At 71.4% G+C, this 20,944-nt stretch carries 14 protein-coding genes; 11 read left to right on the top strand and 3 right to left on the bottom strand.

Translation table 11 applies throughout. The features are described 5' to 3' along the window. Positions 1-123: 123 nt before the first annotated feature. Positions 124-2,319, bottom strand: coding sequence for an N-acetylmuramoyl-L-alanine amidase (locus CK206_RS20670; RefSeq protein ID WP_305790958.1), 2,196 nt, complete (start codon positions 2,317-2,319; stop codon positions 124-126). Between the two features lie 409 nt (positions 2,320-2,728). On the opposite strand from CK206_RS20670, the gene glf reads away from it, so the two are divergent. Further along, positions 2,729-3,928: a UDP-galactopyranose mutase gene (glf, locus tag CK206_RS09460; RefSeq protein ID WP_069389387.1), complete on the top strand. Its 1,200-nt coding sequence runs from the start codon at positions 2,729-2,731 to the stop codon at positions 3,926-3,928. A 79-nt stretch (positions 3,929-4,007) separates the two neighbouring features. Here glf and CK206_RS09455 read toward each other — a convergent pair whose 3' ends face one another. Then, positions 4,008-5,411, bottom strand: coding sequence for a hypothetical protein (locus tag CK206_RS09455; protein ID WP_096907384.1), 1,404 nt, complete (start codon positions 5,409-5,411; stop codon positions 4,008-4,010). A 64-nt stretch (positions 5,412-5,475) separates the two neighbouring features. Here CK206_RS09455 and CK206_RS09450 point away from each other — a divergent pair, with 64 nt between their 5' ends. Beyond that, positions 5,476-6,918 carry a DUF5129 domain-containing protein gene (locus tag CK206_RS09450; RefSeq protein ID WP_096906245.1) on the top strand — a complete coding sequence of 481 codons (1,443 nt, stop codon included), beginning with the start codon at positions 5,476-5,478 and terminating at the stop codon, positions 6,916-6,918. A 34-nt stretch (positions 6,919-6,952) separates the two neighbouring features. Here CK206_RS09450 and CK206_RS09445 read toward each other — a convergent pair whose 3' ends face one another. Continuing rightward, complete coding sequence (locus CK206_RS09445) at positions 6,953-7,690, bottom strand: peptidylprolyl isomerase (protein WP_096906244.1); 738 nt, start codon at positions 7,688-7,690, stop codon at positions 6,953-6,955. Between the two features lie 174 nt (positions 7,691-7,864). Between CK206_RS09445 and CK206_RS09440 the strand changes: the two genes are divergently transcribed. The 9 genes from CK206_RS09440 to fadD32 all read left to right on the top strand — a co-directional run bounded on the left by CK206_RS09440 (position 7,865) and on the right by fadD32 (position 20,898). Next, entirely contained in the window at positions 7,865-9,865 is a 2,001-nt protein-coding gene (locus CK206_RS09440) for a glycosyltransferase (protein ID WP_069388759.1), read from the top strand. Next, complete coding sequence (locus CK206_RS09435; RefSeq protein ID WP_069388758.1) at positions 9,849-10,484, top strand: phosphatase PAP2 family protein; 636 nt, start codon at positions 9,849-9,851, stop codon at positions 10,482-10,484. The genes CK206_RS09440 and CK206_RS09435 overlap by 17 nt, the downstream gene beginning before the upstream one ends. Continuing rightward, positions 10,481-11,518, top strand: a complete 1,038-nt coding sequence (locus CK206_RS09430) for a decaprenyl-phosphate phosphoribosyltransferase (RefSeq protein ID WP_096906243.1) — start codon at positions 10,481-10,483, stop codon at positions 11,516-11,518. Before CK206_RS09435 ends, CK206_RS09430 begins: the two co-directional genes overlap by 4 nt. 16 nt (positions 11,519-11,534) lie before the next feature. Then, complete coding sequence (locus CK206_RS09425) at positions 11,535-13,622, top strand: arabinosyltransferase (RefSeq protein ID WP_096906242.1); 2,088 nt, start codon at positions 11,535-11,537, stop codon at positions 13,620-13,622. 196 nt (positions 13,623-13,818) lie between these two features. Next, on the top strand, positions 13,819-14,943 hold the full coding sequence (locus CK206_RS09420; RefSeq protein ID WP_096906241.1) for an alpha/beta hydrolase family protein: 1,125 nt from the start codon (positions 13,819-13,821) through the stop codon (positions 14,941-14,943). A gap of 240 nt (positions 14,944-15,183) precedes the next feature. Next, positions 15,184-17,142, top strand: a complete 1,959-nt coding sequence (locus CK206_RS09415; protein WP_096906240.1) for an alpha/beta hydrolase-fold protein — start codon at positions 15,184-15,186, stop codon at positions 17,140-17,142. Then, entirely contained in the window at positions 17,139-17,633 is a 495-nt protein-coding gene (locus CK206_RS09410; protein WP_067714813.1) for a DUF732 domain-containing protein, read from the top strand. The genes CK206_RS09415 and CK206_RS09410 overlap by 4 nt, the downstream gene beginning before the upstream one ends. Before the next feature lie 177 nt (positions 17,634-17,810). Then, positions 17,811-18,776 carry a cutinase family protein gene (locus CK206_RS09405; protein ID WP_082923820.1) on the top strand — a complete coding sequence of 322 codons (966 nt, stop codon included), beginning with the start codon at positions 17,811-17,813 and terminating at the stop codon, positions 18,774-18,776. 175 nt (positions 18,777-18,951) lie between these two features. After that, positions 18,952-20,898: a long-chain-fatty-acid--AMP ligase FadD32 gene (gene fadD32, locus CK206_RS09400; RefSeq protein ID WP_096906239.1), complete on the top strand. Its 1,947-nt coding sequence runs from the start codon at positions 18,952-18,954 to the stop codon at positions 20,896-20,898. Positions 20,899-20,944: the final 46 nt, after the last annotated feature.

The following is a 20,944-nucleotide window of genomic DNA, read 5'->3' as shown; positions in this document are numbered from 1 at the left end:
CCCACCACTTCCCCGGTGTGCACGCCGCCCCGGGTGGGGGAGGGGTGCACACCTGGTGGGACCCGGTCCGCACGATGTGGTCGGCCGGCGCGCGCCCGGTGATCGGGCGGCGCCGGCCGAGGATCAGGGGTTCGGCTCGACGGTGAGTTCCCGGGTCGCCGGGTCGTAGACCAGCGTGCCGCCGACGAACCGCTGGGCGACCGTCCCGTCGGCGCGCTCGGCCTCCGCGGAGACCGGCAGTCCGAGCGGGCCGTGCTCGAAGCCCTGGGCGGCCCACGCGTCGCCGATCACGCCCCACACGGGGTGCGTGCCCGTCTCGGGTGAGGAGTACAGCGCGCCGTTCTCGTGCTTGACCAGGGAGACGTCGCCGAAGCGCTGGACTCCGGACAGTGCCTTGCCGAGCGGGCCGGCCAGCTTCTGGGCGAGCCCGGAGAAGTCGCGGCTGAGCACGTTCTGTGCCGAGCCCGCGTCGAGGCCGATCGCGTCCTGCACCGAGCCCGCGTCGATCGGGATGTCGGCCAGCGACCTGCCGCCGGTGAGGATCCGGGTCAGGGTCGCGGGATCGAGCTTGCCGCCGGTGAGGACGGTTCGCAGCGCGGAGGTCACGGCCTCCTGGACGCTGCCCTGCGTGATGACCGACGGGAGATCCGCGCTACCGGTGCCACCTCCCGTGCCACCGCCGCCACCGGTGCCACCGCCCGTGCCCGGGCTGGGGCTCGGCTGGGTCGGGGCCGGGGCGCCGCCCCCGCCGCTCTTGGCGTAGGAGGCCGCGATGTCGCGGATCTGGCCCATCTTGGCGTAACCGGAGTTGCCCGGGCAGGACGTGAGGCCGACGTCGCGGTGGGCGAAGATGTTGGGCAGCCGGACGGCGGTCCCGTACGAGTACTTGGTGTACGAGGTGCCCTCGGAGTAGTGGGTGTCGGTGCCCTTGGGGTCGACGCCGGCGACCGACAGTCGCCAGCCGATGATCTCGCCGACCTTGCGGACGGTGGCGTCCGACGGGGAGACGGTCGAGTAGTCGCCCATCATCGAGATGCCCCAGGTGTTGCCGTTGAAGCCGCCGGCGTGGGCGCCCTGGACGTTGCGGCTGAGCCCCCCGTGGCGGCCCTCGAACGCCTGGCCGTACTTGTCGACCAGCACGTTGTACCCGACGTCGCACCAGCCGAGCGTGCGTGCGTGGTAGGTGTAGATGCCGCGCATGACGCTGGCCGACCCCTCGCGGGAGTAGTCGTTGCTGCCCGCCGTGTGGTGCACGACCGCCGCGGCGAGGGTGGGGTCGTAGCTCGCGCTGCGGCAGCGGATCGACTCGTCGGCGCCCCAGCCGGAGCGGGAGATGATCGACGGCTGCCTGGCCGCGATGTCCCCGTGCGTGCCGCTGCCGCCGGAGGCGGTGATGTCGGCGAACGCCTCGGGATCGGGCGTCGGGGTGTCGTCGGGGGAGAGCAGGACGGCCTTGACCGAGGCGGGTTCGATCGAATCGGTGCTGCCCAGGTCGGTGCTGCCTGAATCGGCGCTGCCCGAGCCGGCGTCGAGGCCCGAGGTCTCGGCGACGGGCTTGATGTCCGCGTACCGGGTCGGAACCGGCGGGGCGCTGTCGGCGGCCGGCCGGGCCGGCTCGGACGTGGGGCCGGCGGGCGCGGCGGGAGCAGAGGTCCGGGGGGCGGCGGGTTCGGCCGCGCGGGTGGCCGCGACGTCCGCGTCAGCGGGGGCGGAATCAGCGGCGCCGGTATCAGCGGCGGCGGGAGCGGCGTCTTCGGTGGGCTTCGCGGGGGCCGGGGCGGCCTCGTCGTCGGGGACGGTGACCTCGGGCGCGTCGGCCAGCGAGGAGTCGGCGAGGTCGATCCCGGAGAGCGTGATCTGGACGGCGGTGGTGTCGGTCCCCAGATAGACGGGCTCGGTGCCACCGGTGCCGGTGACGCTCTCGCCCTTGCCGTCGGTGGACTCGGCCTCGTACCAGGGGCCCCACGAGCCGTCGGGGTTCTGGGCGCGCAGGGTGGCGACGGCGGCCGGGTTGTGCCCCTTCCAGGTGACGCCGGCCATCGAGAACGGTGTGTCGGAGGTGACCTGGCGGACCGTGGTGCCGCCGGAGGCGATGTCGGTCTCCACGCCGACGGCCGGAGGCGCCTCGGCCAGCGGGACCTCGGTCTCGGCGGTGGGCAGGGCGCTGCCCGCGGTGGTGGCGATGTCGTCGCCGGACTGGACGACCTGGTCCGCCCCGTACACGGCGAGGGGCGTGACGACGGACGCCGCGACCGCCACCGCCAGGGCGAGGGTCCGGCGTCGACCACTGATGTACAGGGGGCGGCGTCGTGTTCTCAAGGGCTTCTCCAGATCAGATGTCTGTGTCCCGAAGCTGCTCACCAGCGGGGCACAACTGCCCGGAGGCCGCACCGGAGCGCGACCACTGGGACGAATGTGACGAACGAGGTCAATGTTATCCAAGAAACTCGTGAAACCAAGTGATAAAGACGTGAATATTGGGACTACAGGGATGTAGTTTCGAACCGGCGTACGACGGCGCCGACGCCCCACCTGCACCGTGGGCCACCGCGGTCGTCTCGAGAAGTCGTCCACCTCGTCGTCGTCGGCGTGCCCTGAACCCACCCCCGACCCGCCGGATACCCTGGGACCCGCACCCGCGCCGACCGGCGCGCGGTCAGGCGAGCGGCCGGCGGACGCACTACCCGGCGGACACCGCGGCGACGTACTACGGAAAGGCCCGACGGTTATGGCAGGCGAACGGCAGTGGGACACCTACGACCTCATCGTGGTGGGGTCGGGCTTCTACGGCCTGACCGTCGCCGAGCGGGCGGCGACCGAGCTCGGCAAGCGCGTCCTGGTGCTCGATCGGCGCCACCACATCGGCGGTAACGCCTACTCCGAGCCCGAGCCGGAGACCGGCATCGAGATCCATAAGTACGGCGCGCACCTGTTCCACACCTCCAACGAGCGGGTGTGGGAGTACGTCAACCGCTTCACCGACTTCACCGGGTACCAGCACCGCGTGTTCGCCATGCACAAGGGCACGGCGTACCAGTTCCCCATGGGCCTGGGCCTGATCAACCAGTTCTTCGGCCGCTACTACTCGCCCGACGAGGCCCGCGCGCTCATCGCCGAGCAGGCCGCCGAGTTCTCCGCCGAGGACGCGGCCAACTTCGAGGAGAAGGCCATCTCCCTGATCGGCCGCCCGCTGTACGAGGCGTTCATCAAGGACTACACGGCCAAGCAGTGGCAGACCGACCCCAAGAACCTGCCGGCTGGCAACATCACCCGCCTGCCCGTCCGGTACACGTTCGACAACCGCTACTTCAACGACACCCACGAGGGCCTGCCCGTCGACGGTTACACCGCGTGGCTGGAGAACATGGCGGCGGACGACAAGATCGACGTGGTGCTCGACACCGACTGGTTCGACGTCCGCGAGGCCGTCCGTGCCGCGAGCCCCGACGCGCCGGTGGTCTACACCGGCCCGCTGGACCGGTACTTCGACTACGCCGACGGCGAGCTGGGCTGGCGCACCCTGGACTTCGAGACCGAGGTGCTGCCCACCGGCGACTTCCAGGGCACCCCGGTGATGAACTACAACGACGCGGAATACGACTACACCCGCATCCACGAGTTCCGCCACTTCCACCCGGAGCGCAAGAACTACCCCACCGACAAGACGGTGATCATGCGCGAGTACAGCCGCTTCGCCGAGCGCGACGACGAGCCGTACTACCCGATCAACGAGTCCACCGACCGTGAGCGGCTGGCCGCCTACCGCGAGCGGGCCAAGGCCGAGACCGCCGCCAACAAGGTGCTCTTCGGCGGCCGGCTGGGCACCTACCAGTACCTCGATATGCACATGGCGATCGCCTCGGCGCTGACGATGTTCGACAACACCCTGGCGCCGCACCTGCGCGACGGGGCGCCGCTCGAGGGCTGAGCCTGCTCGCCGCGGCGCCGGGCCCGTACCGCGTGCCTGACCCCCAGGATCCGCTACTCGGAATCGGGATCCGCTACTCCTATCGGGATAGCGGATCCCCAGTCGGGGTAGCGGATTCGGCGGTTGTGCTGCCGGCCGGGGCGACGAGCCCGCGCACGACCGCATCGCGCTGGGCCGCGTGCACGAGCGTGGGCTTAGCCTCGCCGAGGTGTTCGAGCACCGGGGTGACCGAGGTCCAGAAGCGGCTCAGCGAGCTCAGCCCCTCGTTCTCCGCCCGGGCCTGGGCGCGCTCGGCGCGGGTGTCGTCGGCCCGGGTCGGGTGGAGGGCCGCGCGCTTGCCCTCGATCCGGTCGTCCTTGCGCTGGGAGATCACGTAGCCCAGCGCGAACGCCACACTCCGCGGCATCCGACCGGACAGCAGGACCTGCGCCTCCGGGTAGTCGTCGAGGACCTGTTCGACCGCGCCGGACAGTTCCTCGACGAGCCGAGCGAAGGCCCGCCGGTCTATCTGTCGCCCGCTCGCGCCCGGGTACCACCGTCCGGCGGGGAGAGTCCAGGGGCGGAGGGTCGCGGTGGTGTCCGATCCGGCGCCGCGCGCGCCGCCGGAGCCGTTGGAGCCGTCCGAGCCGTCGGTGGGGCCGCCCGCGCCGCCGGTGGGGGCGACGACGACGACGAGGTCCGCCGCCTCCCGCAGTGGATGCCCCGCGTCCACCTCGGACACCGGACCGCCCCCGTCCAGCTGGAGGGAGAGCCAGACCCTCTGCACGGAGGTCCGGTCGGCCCGCGCCGCGGTCGCCGACCCGGCGGGGAGGGTGATCATCGACAGTTCGGCTCCCGGTTGGCTGCGGCGGGAGCGCCACCGGCGCTCGGCCCACATGTCGTCGCCGTCGTCGAAGTACACCGTCCGCACGCCCGTGTCGCCGCCGGGCAGGCGGCGCCTGCGGGCCTCGATCGGCAGTTCGGCGAGGTGGGTGCGCTCGCGCAGGAGGACGTCGTATCCCACCGCCAGCGCCGCCGGGAACGCGAGGTTGGGGGCCAGGACGAAGCCGGTCGCGTCGTCGTCGTCGTTCATCGCCCGCTCGAGTTCGTCGGAGACGTGGTCGACCTCGCGGCGCAGGTCCACCACCTCGTTCGCGGTGCCGAACCACCCGGTGGCAGAACGGAAGCCCAGGCTGCGCGCGTTGGCCACGTCCACCGCGGCGCGCATCCGGTCCGCGCTCTCGGCCGGCAGCAGGCGCAGGTAGTACAGGGTGCCGTTGTGGGCGAGGAGCCACGCCCGCACGGCCATCGCCACGACGAGCACGACGAGGGTGCCGACGAACCAGCCCAGCCGGGACGGGGACGTGCAGGCCTCGGACCACAGGTCCGGCACGGAGGAGATCGTGCACGAGGCGTCTCGGGTGATGAGGTCCTCCGCGACGAGGCCGCCGAACGCGGTCGTCAGGGCGACGGTGAGGGCGATGAGCGTTTCCAGGACGAACACCCGGTCGAGACTATCGCCGACCGGTGTCGCCGCCACCGCCCACCTGCGGCACTAGGCTCGGGTCATGACACGGACGACGACCGCCCCGGCCCTGCGCCTGCTCGTGGTGCTCGCCGGCGTCGCGGGACTGCTGCTCCTGCTGTTCCCGCTCGCGCCGGCCCGCGCGCAGGCGCCGGCCCCCGCCCCCGCGCCGGCCCCGGCGCAGACGGTCGAGGTCGGCATCACCGACCGCGCGGGCGTGCTCTCACCCGGGGACCAGGACCTGCTCCGCACCGAGACCGGGCGCATCGCGTTCCCGCCGCAGGTGGCGCGCGTCGAGTACCTGGTCTTCGACGACGACGGCGACAACCTCAACGACACCACCGAGCGCTTCGCCCAGGCCGAGCGACCGGATCTCGTGGCGGAGGACAGGGAGAAGTGGGCGCCGGGGACCCTGATCGTGGCCAACGACACGGAGGCGCGTGACGTCGGCATCTACTGCGGGGACGACGTGTGCGCCGCGCTCGACCTCTTCGAGGGCGGCCACCTCGACGGTTCGCTCGAGGCGATGAAGGACCCGATGCGGCGCGAGAACCACGCGGTCGGGCTGTTGGCGGGTGCGCAGGCGGCGGCCGATCCCACCGTGCAGGCGCCGGAGCCCGAGCCCGAGCCCGCGCCGGCGTGGCTGCCGTGGGCGTTCGCCGGGGCGGGGGTGGTCGTCGCCGGCGCGGTCGGGGCCGGGGTCGCGGCGAGCCGCAAGAAGAAGGCGACGACGGCGAGGGAGCGGTACGACCGGGTCTCCCGCGAATACGGACGGGTCGCGGGGGAGCTCAGCGGGCTGGACATCCGCGCCAACTCGCTCACCTCCCCGTTGGCCGATGACGAGCTGCGCTCCCAGTGGGAGGACGTGCGCGGCCGGTTCCTCGCGCTGGACACCGTCATGGGCCGGATCGGTGACCTGCGGCCCGACTCGACGGACGCCGAGTTCCGCGCCAAGGCCGGTGACATCGACACCGCCCACACCACGGTCGACCAGATGACCACGGCGGAGCAGAACATCGACCAGCTCTTCCGCATGGAGCAGGGCGACGCCGAGGTGCGGCGTCGCCAGCTCGGCGAGCTGCACGAGGACATGCTCGCCGCGGCGCTGGGGACGAAGGACGAGCGACTGGCCGCCGAGGCCCGGGCACTGGACACCCGCGCCGACGAGCTGGCCCGGGATACGCAGGCGCCCGACTTCATGGACCGCTACGCCCGGCTCGTCGTCGACTACCGGATCGTCGTGGAGGCGATCCGGGCGCGCGAGATGGCGGACGTCGAGACGGCGGACGACGCGGGCGACCGCCACGCGCCCCGGCTGTACGACCGGGACTGGCGGGCCGGGTACGGCTACAACGGCTTCGTTCCGTTCTATGTGGTCTCCAGCTGGCACGCGCACGACGTGCAGGCGGCGCAGGCGGCCAGCTCCACCACCACCGGCTACTCGAACGCGTCGTTCTCCGGCGGCGGAGGGTCGAGCGGGTACTAGAGCCGCCCGGCCCGGGCGTCCGGCCCGGGCGGGCTCAGCCCTCGACGATCTCCACGGACTCGATCGTGTGCAGCGTCTGCGGCCGGCCCTGCGGGCTGCCGTCGTCCTCGATAGCGGTGACGGCGTCCATTCCGTCGGTGACGGTGCCGAAGAGGCTGTAGTCCGGCGGCAGGGAGACGCCGGAGTCGCCGGTGACGATGAAGAACTGGGAGCCGTTGGTGTCCGGTCCGGCGTTGGCCATGGCCATCGACCCGATCTCGTACTCGCCGGACTCGGGCAGCTCGTCGGCGAACTCGTATCCCGGGCCGCCGCTGCCGGTGCCCTGGGGGTCGCCGCCCTGGATCATGAAGCCGGGGATGACGCGGTGGAACGTGATGCCCTCGTAGTACTTGTTGCGGGCCAGGAACACGAAGTTGTTCACCGTCTCCGGGGCCTTCTCCTCGAGCAGGTCCACGGTGACGGGGCCGGCGTCGGTGGTGATGACGGCGGAGTAGTCGACGCCGTCGGTCAGGCACATCGGCGGGGCCGAGTCGAACGAGGTGGTGCGCTCCGCTGCGCCCTCGGCGGGCGGGCACTCGACAGCGCCCCCGGTGGACCCGCCGGACTCGCGGCCCTCGGACTGGGACGCCGCGGTCGCCCCGGTGGTCGCCGCGTCGTCGGACGGGGCGTCATCGGAGCCGCACCCGGCGAGCGCGAGGGGCGTGGCGAGGGCGAGCACCCCCAGGGCGGTGCGGACGGTCGGGCGGCGGCGGGCGGATCCGGTGAGGTGCATGGGACGAACCTACTTCTTCCGCCGGCCCGGGTGGGCCGCGGCGCGTGCTGGACTGGGCATCACGCCCCCGACGGGTACGATCGACCCGGCTTTCCTGCCCGCCGTACGGGCAGGGCGAGGCGCAGCAAGGCTGATGAGGGCGGCCCCCGGCCGTCGGGACGGGGACTGGCACACATGGAACACCACGGCCACCACGAACTGATCGACGAGATCGAGCGGTCGGTCGTCGCGCTCTCCGCTCCACGTGGCCGGGAATGCCTCCAACGCATCATCCTGCCGCGGGCCGGTGAACCGCTCGACGTGCGCTCGCTCTACCTCGCCGAGGCGCCCACCAACGTCCGGCGCGCGCACTCCTCCGCCCGGACCTCCCTGCGGATCGGGGCCGACTCCGAGGTCTCGTTCGCCACCTACTTCAACGCGTTCGCCGCGGCGTACTGGCGGCGCTGGTCCGTCCTCGGCGAGGTCGTCCTCCGGTTGACGGTGCGCGGTTCCGGTCGCGTGGACCTGTACCGCTCCAAGATCGACGGCTCGCGGATCGCGGTCACCGGTGACGTCGTCGGCGAACCGGGCCGCGCCGACCAGGTGACGACGGTCGAGTTCGTCTGCGACCTGGGCCCGTTCGAGGACGGCGGCTGGATCTGGTTCGACCTCACCTCCGACACGGACGTGGAGTTGCTCGCCGGCGGGTGGTACTCCTCGGTCGACGCACCGCCCACGCGTCCCGACGCCCGCCCGGACGGCACGCCCGACCCGGCCGTACAGGTGCCCAACGACCGGCGGGTCACCGTCGGCATCCCCACGTTCAACCGGCCCGGCGACGCGGTGGCCGCGCTGCGGGCACTGACCTCCGATCCCGAGGTCGACGCCGTGATCGACGCCGTCCTCATGCCCGACCAGGGCGACCGCAAGGTCCGCGACGAGCCCGGCTTCGCGGAGGCGGCGGAGTTCCTCGGGGACCGACTCCACATCTTCGACCAGCCCAACCTCGGCGGCTCGGGCGGCTACAGCCGCATCATGTACGAGGCGCGCAGGCTGACCGATTCCCCGTACATCCTGTACATGGACGACGACATCGAGATCGAGCCCGACTCGATCCTGCGGGCCCTGGCGTTCGGACGCTTCTCCACGGTCCCGATGCTGGTCGGCGGGCAGATGCTCAACCTGCAGGAACGCAGCCACCTGCACACCATGGGCGAGGTGGTGGGCGCCCACGACTTCATGTGGACCGCCGCCCCGCACGCGGACTACGACTACGACTTCTCGCGCTACCAGCTGACGGACCGCGAGAACCCCAAGCCGCTGCACCGCCGCATCGACGTGGACTACAACGGCTGGTGGATGTGCCTCATCCCGCGCGTGGTCGCCGAGAAGATCGGGCAGCCGCTCCCGCTGTTCATCAAGTGGGACGACGCCGAATACGGGCTGCGCGCGCGGCAGGCCGGCCATCCCACCGTCACCATGCCGGGCGTGGCGATCTGGCACATGGCGTGGTCGGACAAGGACGACGCGATCGACTGGCAGGCCTACTTCCACCTGCGCAACCGCCTGGTGGTGGCGTCGATGTACCACGACGGCGACCACAGGGGCATCATGCAGTCCAGCCTCAAGGCGCTGGTCAAGCACCTGGTGTGCCTCGAGTACTCGACGGTCGCCATCCAGATCGAGGCCATCCGGGACTTCCTGAGGGGGCCGGAGGCCCTGTACGAACTGCTGCCCACCGCGCTGCCCAAGGTGCGCGCGATGCGGGCGGAGTTCCCCGACGCGGTGGTCATCCCGTCGGCCGTCGACCTGCCCGCACCGTCGGGTGGCCCGGCGGGCATCCACTCCGAGCCGAGGGGCCCGGTCCGCAAGGCGGTGGCGCTGGCGCGGGGCCTTGCCCACACCCTGAGCAGGGACGACAAGACGCACCACGAGGTGCCGCAGGCGAACTTCCCGCCGATCGAGGCCCGCTGGTACTCGCTCAGCAGGGTCGACGGCGCGACCGTCACCACCGCCGACGGTCGCGGGGTCGTCTACCGCAAGCGCGACCGCGACCTCGCCGCCGCCCTGTTCAAGGAGTCGGCCGCCGTGCACCGTGAGCTGTTCCGCCGGTTCCCGGAGATGCGCCGCCGCTACCGCGACGCCCACGCCGATCTCGTGACCAAGGAGGCCTGGGGCCGTGTCTTCGAATCCTGATCCGGTGGTGTCCGATCCCGCCGTGGAGATCCCCGTACCGACCGGCGAGGTCCGGTTGCTGGCGGCGATCCAGCGTCAGCTGTTGGCCGTGCCCGGTTCCCGGGAGGCGGCCGTGACGCTATCGCATGTCGGCGAGCACGCGCTGGGTTGGATGGCGGTCGCGGCAACGGGAATGGCCGTCGATCCGGCCCGCCGCGGTCGGTGGGCGATGGTCGGCCTCGGCAGCGTCGGCGCCCATGCCACCTCCGTCGTCGTCAAGCGCGTCATCCGTCGGCGGCGCCCGGACCACCCCGCGGTGACCGTCGGCGTCGGTACCCCCTCCAAGCTCAGTTTCCCGTCGTCCCACGCCACGTCGACCACCGCGTTCGCGCTGCTCGCGGGGTCGGTGGTCGGGGTCCCGGTGGCGCCGGCGCTCGTGCCGGTCATGCTGGCGTCGAGGTTGGTGCTGGGAGTCCACTACCCTTCGGATGTGTTCGCCGGAGCCGCGGTCGGCGCGGGCTGCGCTGCGCTCACCCGCGCCGTGTGGCCCTCGGCCGCCGTCCAGAGCGTGCTGCCCGAGACACTGCGCGACGGCGCGGCGGGCCCAGGCGTCACCCAGAACCGCGAGGAGAAGCGATGACCGATCAGTCCGGAGCGCCGGTGACCCGGGGCGGGGCAGACCACCACCTCCTCGGCGCCGAACCGCACACCGCCAACGAGATCGACGACATCGCCGAGGCGGAGGAGGATGCCAAGGGCGCGCCGCCCAAGAACCTCCTCGACGGCATGGTCAAGGCGCTCCGGCCGCGTCAGTGGGTCAAGAACGTCCTCGTCATCGCCGCGCCCGCGGCGGCCGGGTCCCAGACCCTCACCGACGGCAGCGTCCTGTTCTCGGTGTTCATCGCGTTCGTGGCGTTCTGCATGGCCGCCTCGAGCGTGTACCTCATCAACGACGCGTTGGACGTCGAGGCCGACCGCGCCCACCCGACCAAGCGGTTCCGCCCCATCGCGGCGGGCGTCCTGCCCGTGGGGTTGGCGTACGGCATGGCGGTGGTACTCATCATCGCGTCGATCGCGATCTCGGTGCTGCTGGCGCACCCGGCCCTGGCGATCGTCGTGGCCGTGTACATCGTCCTGCAGCTCATGTACTGCTTCGGGCTCAAGCACCAGCCGGTGCTCGACATCGCGTTCGTCTCCTCCGGCTTCCTGCTGCGCGCGGTCGCCGGTGGCGCGGCCGCCGAGGTCGACATCTCGCAGTGGTTCCTGCTGGTCATGGCGTTCGGTTCGCTGTTCATGGCCGCCGGCAAGCGCTACGCCGAGCTGAGCCTGCACCTGAAGACCGGCGCCAAGATCCGCAAGGCGTTGGAGAGTTACACCCCCACCTACCTGCGGTTCGTCTGGACGCTCTCGGCGACGGTGCTCGTGCTCTGCTACGCCCTGTGGGCGTACGACCGCGGCTCCGACCCGACGCAGCCGAACGGGGCGGCGATCTGGCTGCAGATCTCGATCGTGCCGTTCACCATCGCCGTCCTGCGCTACGCGGTCGACGTCGACGCCGCGCAGGCCGGCGAGCCCGAGGACATCGCCCTCGGAGACCGCGTCCTGCAGGTCCTCGCGGCGCTGTGGGTTCTCACCGTCGTGATCGGCGTCTACATCGTCCCGTCGATCGCCTGAGTCCGGCGGACGGACGATGTCGCAGGTGACGGCGGCGCGCCGGTTCGGGCGCACCGGGACGGTCTTCTGGACCGGGGTCGTGGTGGTGGTGGCGGTCTTCTTCGCCGGCGCCTGGCAGCGTCGGTGGATCGCCGACGACGGCCTCATCGTCCTGCGCACCGTCCGCAACCTCATCGCCGGCAACGGCCCGGTGTTCAACGCGGGGGAGCGGGTCGAGTCCAACACCTCCACGCTGTGGACGTACCTCATCTACGGCGTCCACGAGATCGTGGGGTACCGGCTCGAACTGGTCGTCCTGGGTGTGGCGCTCACGCTGAGCATGCTCGCGGTGGTGTTCGCGATGCTGGGCACCCACGTGATGTACCGCGGCACCGGCCGCGCACCCGCCGGTGGGCCGATGGTGCTGCTGCCATTCGGCGTGCTGGTCTACGTGATGCTGCCCCCGGCCCGCGACTTCGCCACCTCGGGTCTCGAGACGGGCCTGGTCATCTGTTGGATCGGCGCCATGTGGCTGGGGTTGCAGCTGTGGGCGCGGGCGCCCCATCGTGAGGGCCGGTTCGGCCTGCCCACCCCGGGCACGGCCGCGATCGCCTTCCTCGCCGGGCTCGGCCCCCTGGTCCGCCCCGAGATGGCGCTGGCCGCAGCGGCGTTCCTGGCGCTGATGGCCGTCGCCCACCAGTCGTGGCGTCACCTCGGGTGGTTGGTGGTGATCGCCGGCGCGGTCCCGGTGGTCTACCAGGTATGGCGGATGTCGTTCTACGCGCTGCCGTACCCGCTCACGGCCGTGGCCAAGGACGCCGGCGGGTCGAAGTGGGACAAGGGCGCCGAGTACCTGTGGAACCTGCTGTCGCCGTACGTCCTGCTGGTGCCGCTGGCCGCCGTGCTCGTCGCGGGAATGGTCGCCCTCTGGGCCCGCCTCGCCCCCCGCCCCGGAAATCCGCTATTCCCGCTCCGGATCCGCTACCCGGATTGGAGTAGCAGATCCGGAGGGACGATAGCGGATCCGCGGGGCGCCGATGGTGGCGCCGCCGATGGTGGCGGCGATGGCGGGGGCGCCGACGACCACGACGCCGACGACCACGACGACGACGAGGGCGGTCGCCTGCCGCGGCTGCGCCGCCGGGCCCGCTCCACCCCGGTCGTCACGATCGTGTTCCTCGTGGTGGCACTGGTGATGCTGCTCTACGTCATCCGCGTCGGCGGCGACTTCATGCACGGCCGCGTGCTGCTGCCGTCTCTGTTCCTCCTGCTCCTGCCGGTCTCGGTGGTGCCCCTCCCCGTCGGTCCCGCCAGCGGGTCCGCGGAGGCCTCGGTGCGCCGGGTGGCGGTCCCGGCGATCGCGGCCGCGTGGCTCGTCGTCGTCGGCTGGGCGGTGACCGTCCAGGTCACCGAGAACCCGTTCCGGGAGGAACCGGAGTCGATCACGTCGGCGGGGATCGTCGACGAGCGCCAGTTCTACATCCAGCGGACCGGGCACAGGCACCCGTTGCTCGCCGAGGACTATCTGGACTTCCCCCGGATGCGGGCCCTGGTGAACGACGTCACCCGGAACCGGACCGGCGCGGTATTCCTCCCGGTGCCGGGGTTCCAGGACCGGTGGGACGTGGTGTCCTACGACCGACCGATGCCCGGGTTGGCACCGTTCGAGCTGCCGGAGGAGCCCCTCAAGACGGTGGTGTTCCTCAACCTCGGCATGACCAGCATGAACCTGCCGCTCGACGTGGACGTCTACGACACCGTCGGGCTCGCCTCGCCGCTGGCCGCGCACACGGACCGTATGGAGGACGGCCGGATCGGGCATGACAAGTTCCTGCCGTACGACTGGGTGCTCGCGCGCACCGGAGTCGTGGAGGACCCGGTCAACTTCCCGCGGTGGATCGACGTCAACTGGGTGAACCAGGCCGAGGTCGCGCTCCAGTGTCCCGCCACGCAGGCACTCATCGAGTCCTACACGGCCCCGTTGACCCTCGAGAGGCGCTGGTCCAACGTGGTGAATGCATTCTCATACGCCGAGTACAGGATCAACAGAATCCCTGCGTACGAGGTCCAGAGGTGCGGGCTGCCGATGCCGGAGGAAGTGGAGAAGTATCAGGGCACTCGGTAGTGTTGCGCACGCTGTTGTCTCGAAACGGTAACAGTCGGGGGTCGAAATGGTCCCCGACCTGTAACACCTGCCCCAAAGTGCGCGACAGTATCGATGAACTCGATGTCGCAGTTCCGGTCCTCCCCCTGGTGGGGCCGGTCCGATGAACGTCACCGATGCCCTCCCGGGCACCAGGAACGAACAAAGGAACACACGAATGTCCCACTCCACCCTCCGGCGCAGGTTCGCCGCCGGGCTCACCGCACTGGCGACGGCCGCAGGGCTCGTCGTCGGCGCCCCGGCCCTGGCCGGTGCCCAGGCGACCGAGCAGGGCTCGTCGGCCAGCCTCGGGTCCGCGGGCTCGGCTGCCGCGCCGCCCGCCGCCCCCGCGTTCCGGCCGGCCGGTGGTGACGAGAACCCGGTGGGCTTCCGTAACTGGCTGCGTCCCGGCTGCCAGTGGGACCCGGTCGCCTCCTGGGTCCAGCTGTGCAACGTCTACTCGCCGGCCATGAAGCGGGACATCAAGGTCCAGGTCCAGCCGGCCCGCTTCGGCGGCAACGCCGGTCTGTACCTGCTCGACGGGCTGCGCGCCCGTGACGACTGGAACGCGTGGACCCACGACGCCCAGGCCCAGCGCATCTTCCTGCAGGACAACATCACCCTGGTCATGCCCGTCGGCGGCCAGGTGTCCTTCTACTCCGACTGGGAGCGGCCCATCAACCTGGGCGGCAACCTGCTCGAGTACAAGTACGAGACGTTCCTGACCGAGGAGCTCCCCGGCTACCTGCAGGCCCACTTCGGCGTGGCCCCGAACAACAACGCCGTCGCCGGCCTGTCGATGGGCGGCTCCGCGGCCGCGACGCTCGCCGCCAAGCATCCCGACCAGTTCAAGCAGGTCTCGGTGTTCTCCGGCTACATGAACCCCACGGCCCCGGGCATGTACACCATGATCCCGCTGGCGATGTTCGACCAGTGCAAGTGCGACCCGTTCGCCATGTGGGGTCTGCCGGGCTCGCCGAAGTGGGGCGAGCACGACCCGCTGCTCAACGCCGCCAAGCTGCGCGACATCCCGATGTACGTGACCGCCGGGTCCGCCATCCCGGGCCGGTACGACCAGCCCTCCAGCCTGCAGTCCGTGTTCAACACGTTCAACGGCATCATCCTCGAGGGCCTGTCCCGCGGCTCGACGCTGGCGTTCCAGAACACCATGAACGCCGCGCCGAACAAGGCCACGTTCGAGTACCGCACCACCGGCATCCACGGCTGGGGTTACTGGAACGACGACCTCATCGCGGCCCGCTCGGCGCAGATCCTCGACGTGATGGACGCCCACGCGTGGTGATCGCGCAGAGTTAGCCGACGAATCGGACTCCCGTCAGCGAGTCCTCACCCGTCACACCGGGGCCCCGCGCGTAGATTCTCGTGCGGGGCCCCGGTCGCATCTGACCACCGGGTTCGGCCGCGGGAGGGGAACCCGCGGGCGCACCACGGACCCGGGCTCCGGATACATGTGGCGCGGGTCGTTCTGACGCGCGCCCACTAACTATTCGGCGAGACGACGCGGCAAGGAAGAGAACAACACATGGCGACCCCCAGCTCAGACGCGAGCCCCCGGCACCGGTGGGCGTCCCTCCTCGCGGCTCCCCTCGTGGCGTCCGTGGTGGGTTCCGGTCTCGTCCTCCCGCCCGTCGCGGCGGCACAGGAGACGCCGTCCCGGCCGACCCCGGGGCAGACGAGCCCGGCGGAGAGCCCGGCGCGGTCGACCCCCGCGGAGAGTCCCGCCACTGCGCCCGAGGCGCCGACCCTGCGCGTGCCGTCGACGCCGCCGTCCGGTGTCCGGCTCGACAAGGTCGAGTGGAAGTCCGCCAACCGGGTGGCACTCTGGGTCCGGTCACCAGCCATGGAGCAGGCGATCCAGGTGCAGCTCATGCTCCCGGCCCAGTGGAACGCCGACCCCGAGCGCACCTACCCGTCCCTGCTCCTGCTCGACGGGCTGCGGGCCCGCGACGACGCCAGCGGCTGGACGCTCGAGACCAAGATCTCGCAGTTCTTCGACGCCAAGAACGCCGTCATCGTCCTGCCGATCGGTGGAGAGTCGAGCTTCTACACGGACTGGGTCTCCGACGCCAAGGGCTCGGCGTACCAGTGGGAGACGTTCCTCATGCAGGAACTGCCGCCGCTACTGGCCCGCGACTGGCGGGTGGGTGACAAGCACGGCGTCGCCGGACTGTCCATGGGCGGAACGGCCGCGATGATGCTGGCCCAGCGTTACCCGGATCACTTCGACTTCGCCGCCAGCTACTCGGGCTTCCTCGACACCACCAGCTTCGGGATGCCCGAGGCGGTCAAGGTGGCCATGCAGGACGCCGGCGGCTACCCGGCCGAGAGCATGTGGGGCCCGCTCGGGTCCCGGCGCTGGCAGGAACAGGACCCGAAGCTCCACACCGAGAAGATGCGCGGGCAGAGCGTCTACGTCTCCGCCGGCAGCGGCAACACCGGGCCCTGGGACCAGCCGTCCGGCCTGCCGGACATCCCGACCAACTTCCCCGGCTACGGCCTCGAGCTGCTCTCGCGGATGACCACGCAGACCTTCGTCAACCGGGCCCGCGCCGCCGGGGTCGAGGTCACCGCCAATTTCCGCCCGTCCGGCACGCACACTTGGCCGTACTGGCAGTTCGAGATGACCCAGGCATGGCCGCAGTTCGCGACGGCGGTGGGGATCGAGAACGTCGAGAAGCCGTGCGCGGCGAGTGGCGACATCGCACGCCTCGCCGAGCGGCAGCCCGGCCTGGGGCCGTGTCTGACCGGCGAGTACGACGTCCGCGGCGGCAAGGCCACCGACTTCCGCTTCGGCCGCGCCTTCTGGTCGCAGGGGACCGGGGCCCACTCGGTCCTCGGCGCGATCGGCGCGGCCTACCAGGCCGAGGGCGGCCCCGACGGGGTGCTCGGGCTGCCGACCTCGGGCGAGACCACCACCCCGGACGGCCGCGGCCGGTTCTCCACCTTCCAGAACGGCGTCATCTACTGGTCGCCCACCACCGGGTCGCACGCCGTCCGCGGTGGCATCCGGGCGATGTGGCAGGAGCGCGGCACCGAGCGCGGCGAGCTCGGCTACCCGACCACAGACGAGATCACCAACCCCAACAAGCCGGGTGTCGTCCAGGGCTTCCAGGGCGGGACCGTCTACTGGTCCGAGGAGACGGGCCCGAAGGTCGTCGAGGGCAAGATCCTCGAGACCTATCGCGAGGCCGGCGCCGAGAACTCCGAGCTGGGTTACCCGACCACCGACGAGATCGCCCTGAGCACCCGGGACGGCGCGTTCAGCCGGTTCCAGGGCGGGTACATCTACTGGTCCCCGCGCACCGGGGCCCACGTGGTCCCCCGTGGGCCGGTGTTCGACGCCTGGGGCACGGTCGACTACGAACGCGGGCGGCTCGGCTACCCGACCGGCCCGCTGCGCACCACGAGGGACGGTCAGGAGATGGAGTTCGAGGGCGGCCGCATCACCGTGAGCGGTGGCCGGGCGGAGATCTCGTCGTGAGAACCCGGTTGGCGACGCTGACCGCCGCGCTGCTCGTCGGCGGTGGGATGCTCACCGCCTGCGGCGGAGGGGACTCGACGGTCTCCGGCGTGCCCGACTCCGAGACGCTGGCCCCGCCCCCGGGCGGCAGCGGATCACCCGGGGTGTCGCGCGTTCCCGCGACGGAGGATTCCGGCCGCTATACGGAGGCGCCCGCACCCGTCGATCCGGACGCCTCCGGGTACACCGCCCCGGCCGTCGGCGCGCGGGAGCGCGGGTATCTCGCGGCGCTGGAGAGCGAGGGCATCGACACCGCGGACCTCTCCGACTCGCTCGTCGCCGCCGGCAACACCATCTGCCGCATCCGGACGACCGGGGGCGCCGCCGACGAGACGACGACGATCGCCGACGCGGTCGCCGGTCAGATCTCGGCGGGCGGGTACTCGGATCGCGAGGTCGACGAGCTCTCCCGCGTCGTGGTGGACGCCTCGGCGGGCCAGCTCTGTCCGTAGTCCGACGAATGCACACAGCGCCGCGGCGCCCGGTCCGGCAGGACCCGGCCCGCGTCGCCCCGGGGTGAGACGGGACACCCTCCCGGTGCTCCCGGAACCCGCAGCGCCACCGGGGCGTTGACCGGTCGTCGGCCACCCGCCCCAGTCGAGCGGGGAGGCCGGGAAGGAGTTCGTATCGTGGCTCGCGGAATGCGTCGTGGGAGAGGCCGTCGTCTCGGGTGCTCGTTGGGGGCACTCGTGCTGGTGGTCCTGCTGGTGCTGGGCATCGGATGGTGGATCGGGAATCGTGGGCTGCCCACGGGTCCCGACGGGCCCCTGCCCGGCCCGGGGGAGCCGGAGCTGACCCAGCCCGCGGACTGTCCGGACGTGGAGATGGTCGCCGTGCCGGGGACCTGGGAGAGCAGCCCCACCGACGACCCGTACAACCCGGGTTTCCTGCCCAACGCCCTGCTGAGGACGATCACCGACCCGCTGAGCGAGCAGTACCCGGACGACCGGCTCGAGGTGTTCACCGTCCCCTACGTGGCCCAGTTCAGGAACCCGCAGGCGCCCAACGAGATCCCCTACGACCAGAGCCGCGCGGAGGGCACCGAGAGGGCCCGCGCCGAGCTCGCCGCCACGCACGAGCGGTGCCCGTACACGTCGTTCGTGCTCCTGGGCTTCTCCCAGGGTGCGGTGATCGCGGGTGACCTCACCAGCGAGATCGGTACCGGCAACGGGCCGGTGCCCGCCGACCTGGTCCGGGGATCGGTCCTCATCGCCGACGGCCGCCGCGTGCCGGGCCAGGGTCAGTCGCCGGGGTTGTCGCCCGGAAACGGGCAGGGGATGGAGATTTCCCTACAGCCGGCCACCGGGCTCACCCAGCTCATCGCCGGCGCCACCATGACCGGGCCCCGCCCGGGTGGCTTCGGCGAGCTCGGCGACAGGACCGCCCAGATCTGCGACTCCCGAGACCTGATCTGCAACGCCCCGCTCAACGTCGTGGACGGCGCCGCCCGGTTCCAGGAGTTCGTCGCAAACAACGCGATCCACGCCATGTACGCGACCAATCCGGACGTGATCGAGGGGACGACGGTCCCGGAGTGGACGATCGGGCACGTGCGTGAGCTCGTCGACGCCGCCCCGGAGATCGCCCACGGGTGACCCGTCCACGTCCTCCGGAGGGCTCGGCCTGCGACACGCCTGACGAGCCGGATGATTCGGAGTTCGGATGCGCTCTGGGGCACGCTGTAGGATCGACCAAGCTTGTCGTCAGTGCACCCGGCATTTCCGTGGTCGACGACGTCGACCAACGTAAGACGGATCGGAACGGAGCAACGTGGAGTTCGAGCAGTACCACGACGCCGGTGGGGCGATCGTCATCCCTGATCGCACCACCCTTGTCGACTTCGTCGAAGCCAATGTCTCCGCCGCCCGCGAGGATCCTGCCGAGGACGGGCTGATCTACCGCTACATCGACTACTCGTCCTCCCGTGACGGCGAGGTGCACGAACTCTCATGGTCGCAGTTCGGTGACCGGCTCTACGCCATCGCCGCCCGCCTCCAGCAGGTCGCGAAGCCGGGGGACCGGGTCGCGATCCTCGCGCCGCAGGGCCTCGACTACATCGTGTCGTTCTTCGCGGCCATCCACGCCGGGCTCATCGCGGTGCCCCTGTTCGACCCCGATGAGCCCGGTCACCACGACCGCCTCCACGCGGTCCTGGCGGACTGCACGCCCGCGGTCATCCTCACCTCGACCGACTCCGCGGCCGGGGTCCGGACGTTGTTCCGCTCCCTGCCGGCGCGCGAGCGTCCGCGCACCGTCGCCGTCGACGCCATCCCCGCGGAGCTCGGCTCGGGGTGGACCAGACCGGATCTCGGCGCCGACGACATCGCCTACCTGCAGTACACCTCCGGCTCGACCCGCGTACCGGCCGGTGTGGAGATCACCCACCGCAACGTGGTCACCAACGTCATGCAGCTGTTCGACGGGCTCGGGCTGACCCGCGCGTCGCGCGGGGTCACCTGGCTGCCGCTGTTCCACGACATGGGCCTGCTGACGGTGATCCTGCCCGCGATGGGCGGGGCCACCATCACGGTGATGAGCCCCCGCGCGTTCGTGCAGCGCCCGGGTCGTTGGGTCTCGCAGCTGGGCGCGATGTCGGACGGCGACGGCGTGTTCGCCGCCGCGCCCAACTTCGCGTTCGAGCACGCCGCCCGCCGGGGGCTGCCGAGGGACGGCGAGACCCTCGACCTGTCCGGCGTGACCAGCATCATCAACGGCTCGGAGCCGGTCACCCCGGCCTCCATGCGTGCCTTCAACGAGGCCTTCGCGCCCTACGGGCTCGCACCGACCGTCATCAAGCCGTCCTACGGGATGGCCGAGGCGACCCTGTTCGTCTCCTCGCCGCGCCGCGACGACGAGGCGATCGTCATCCATGTGGACCGGTCGGACCTCAACAAGGGCGTCATGACCGTCCTCGACCCGGCGCAGGTGGAAGGCAACGAGGACGCGATCCCGCAGGTCGCCTGCGGGTACGTCGCACCGAGCCAGTGGGCCACCATCGTCGAGGCGAACATCGACGAGGCCACGGGTGAGCACGACGGCACCGGGCGGGAGCTGCCCGAAGGGCGCGTCGGCGAGATCTGGCTGTACGGGACCAACGTCGGTCGCGCCTACTGGGGGCGCCCCGAGGAGTCGGACGCCACCTTCGGCAACCGGCTCGTCGAGTGCCTCGAGGAGGGGTCCCGCACGGTCCGGGAGTTCGGGACCGTGCCCTCCGACGCTCGATGGCTGCGCACCGGCGACTACGGCGCCTATGTGGACGGTCAGCTGTACATCACCGGCCGCGTCAAGGACCTGGTGATCGTCGCCGGCCGCAACCACTACCCGCAGGATCTCGAGAACACGGCGCAGGGCGCCTCCGATGCGCTGCGCCCCGGATTCGTCGCCGCGTTCTCGGTGCCGGCCAACCAGCTGCCGATGGAGGCGCGTAACGGCGCGGAGATCGCCGCCGATGACTCCTCGGAGACGCTCGTCGTGGTCGGCGAGCGCGCACCCGGCGCCGGCAAGGCCGACCCGGGCCCCATCGCGGACGCGGTCCGCACGGCGATCTCGGCACGTCACGGCGTCACCGCCCAGGACGTGCTGCTGGTCCCCGCCGGATCCATCCCCCGCACGTCCAGCGGCAAGATCGCGCGGCGCGCGTGCAAGGCGGCCTACGTGGACGGCACCCTGCGCGGGGGTCACCAGCAGACCGCCTTCCCGGACCTGCCGGCGCAGTAGCGTCCGCCCGGCCGGGCCGGTTCAAGCACCACGGGTGCCCCGCCGC

This window comes from Dietzia sp. WMMA184 (genome assembly GCF_002441635.1).
Taxonomy (GTDB): domain Bacteria; phylum Actinomycetota; class Actinomycetes; order Mycobacteriales; family Mycobacteriaceae; genus Dietzia; species Dietzia kunjamensis.
Note: the sequence above shows the minus strand (reverse complement) of the source record. Positions and strands in the feature narration are given on the sequence as shown.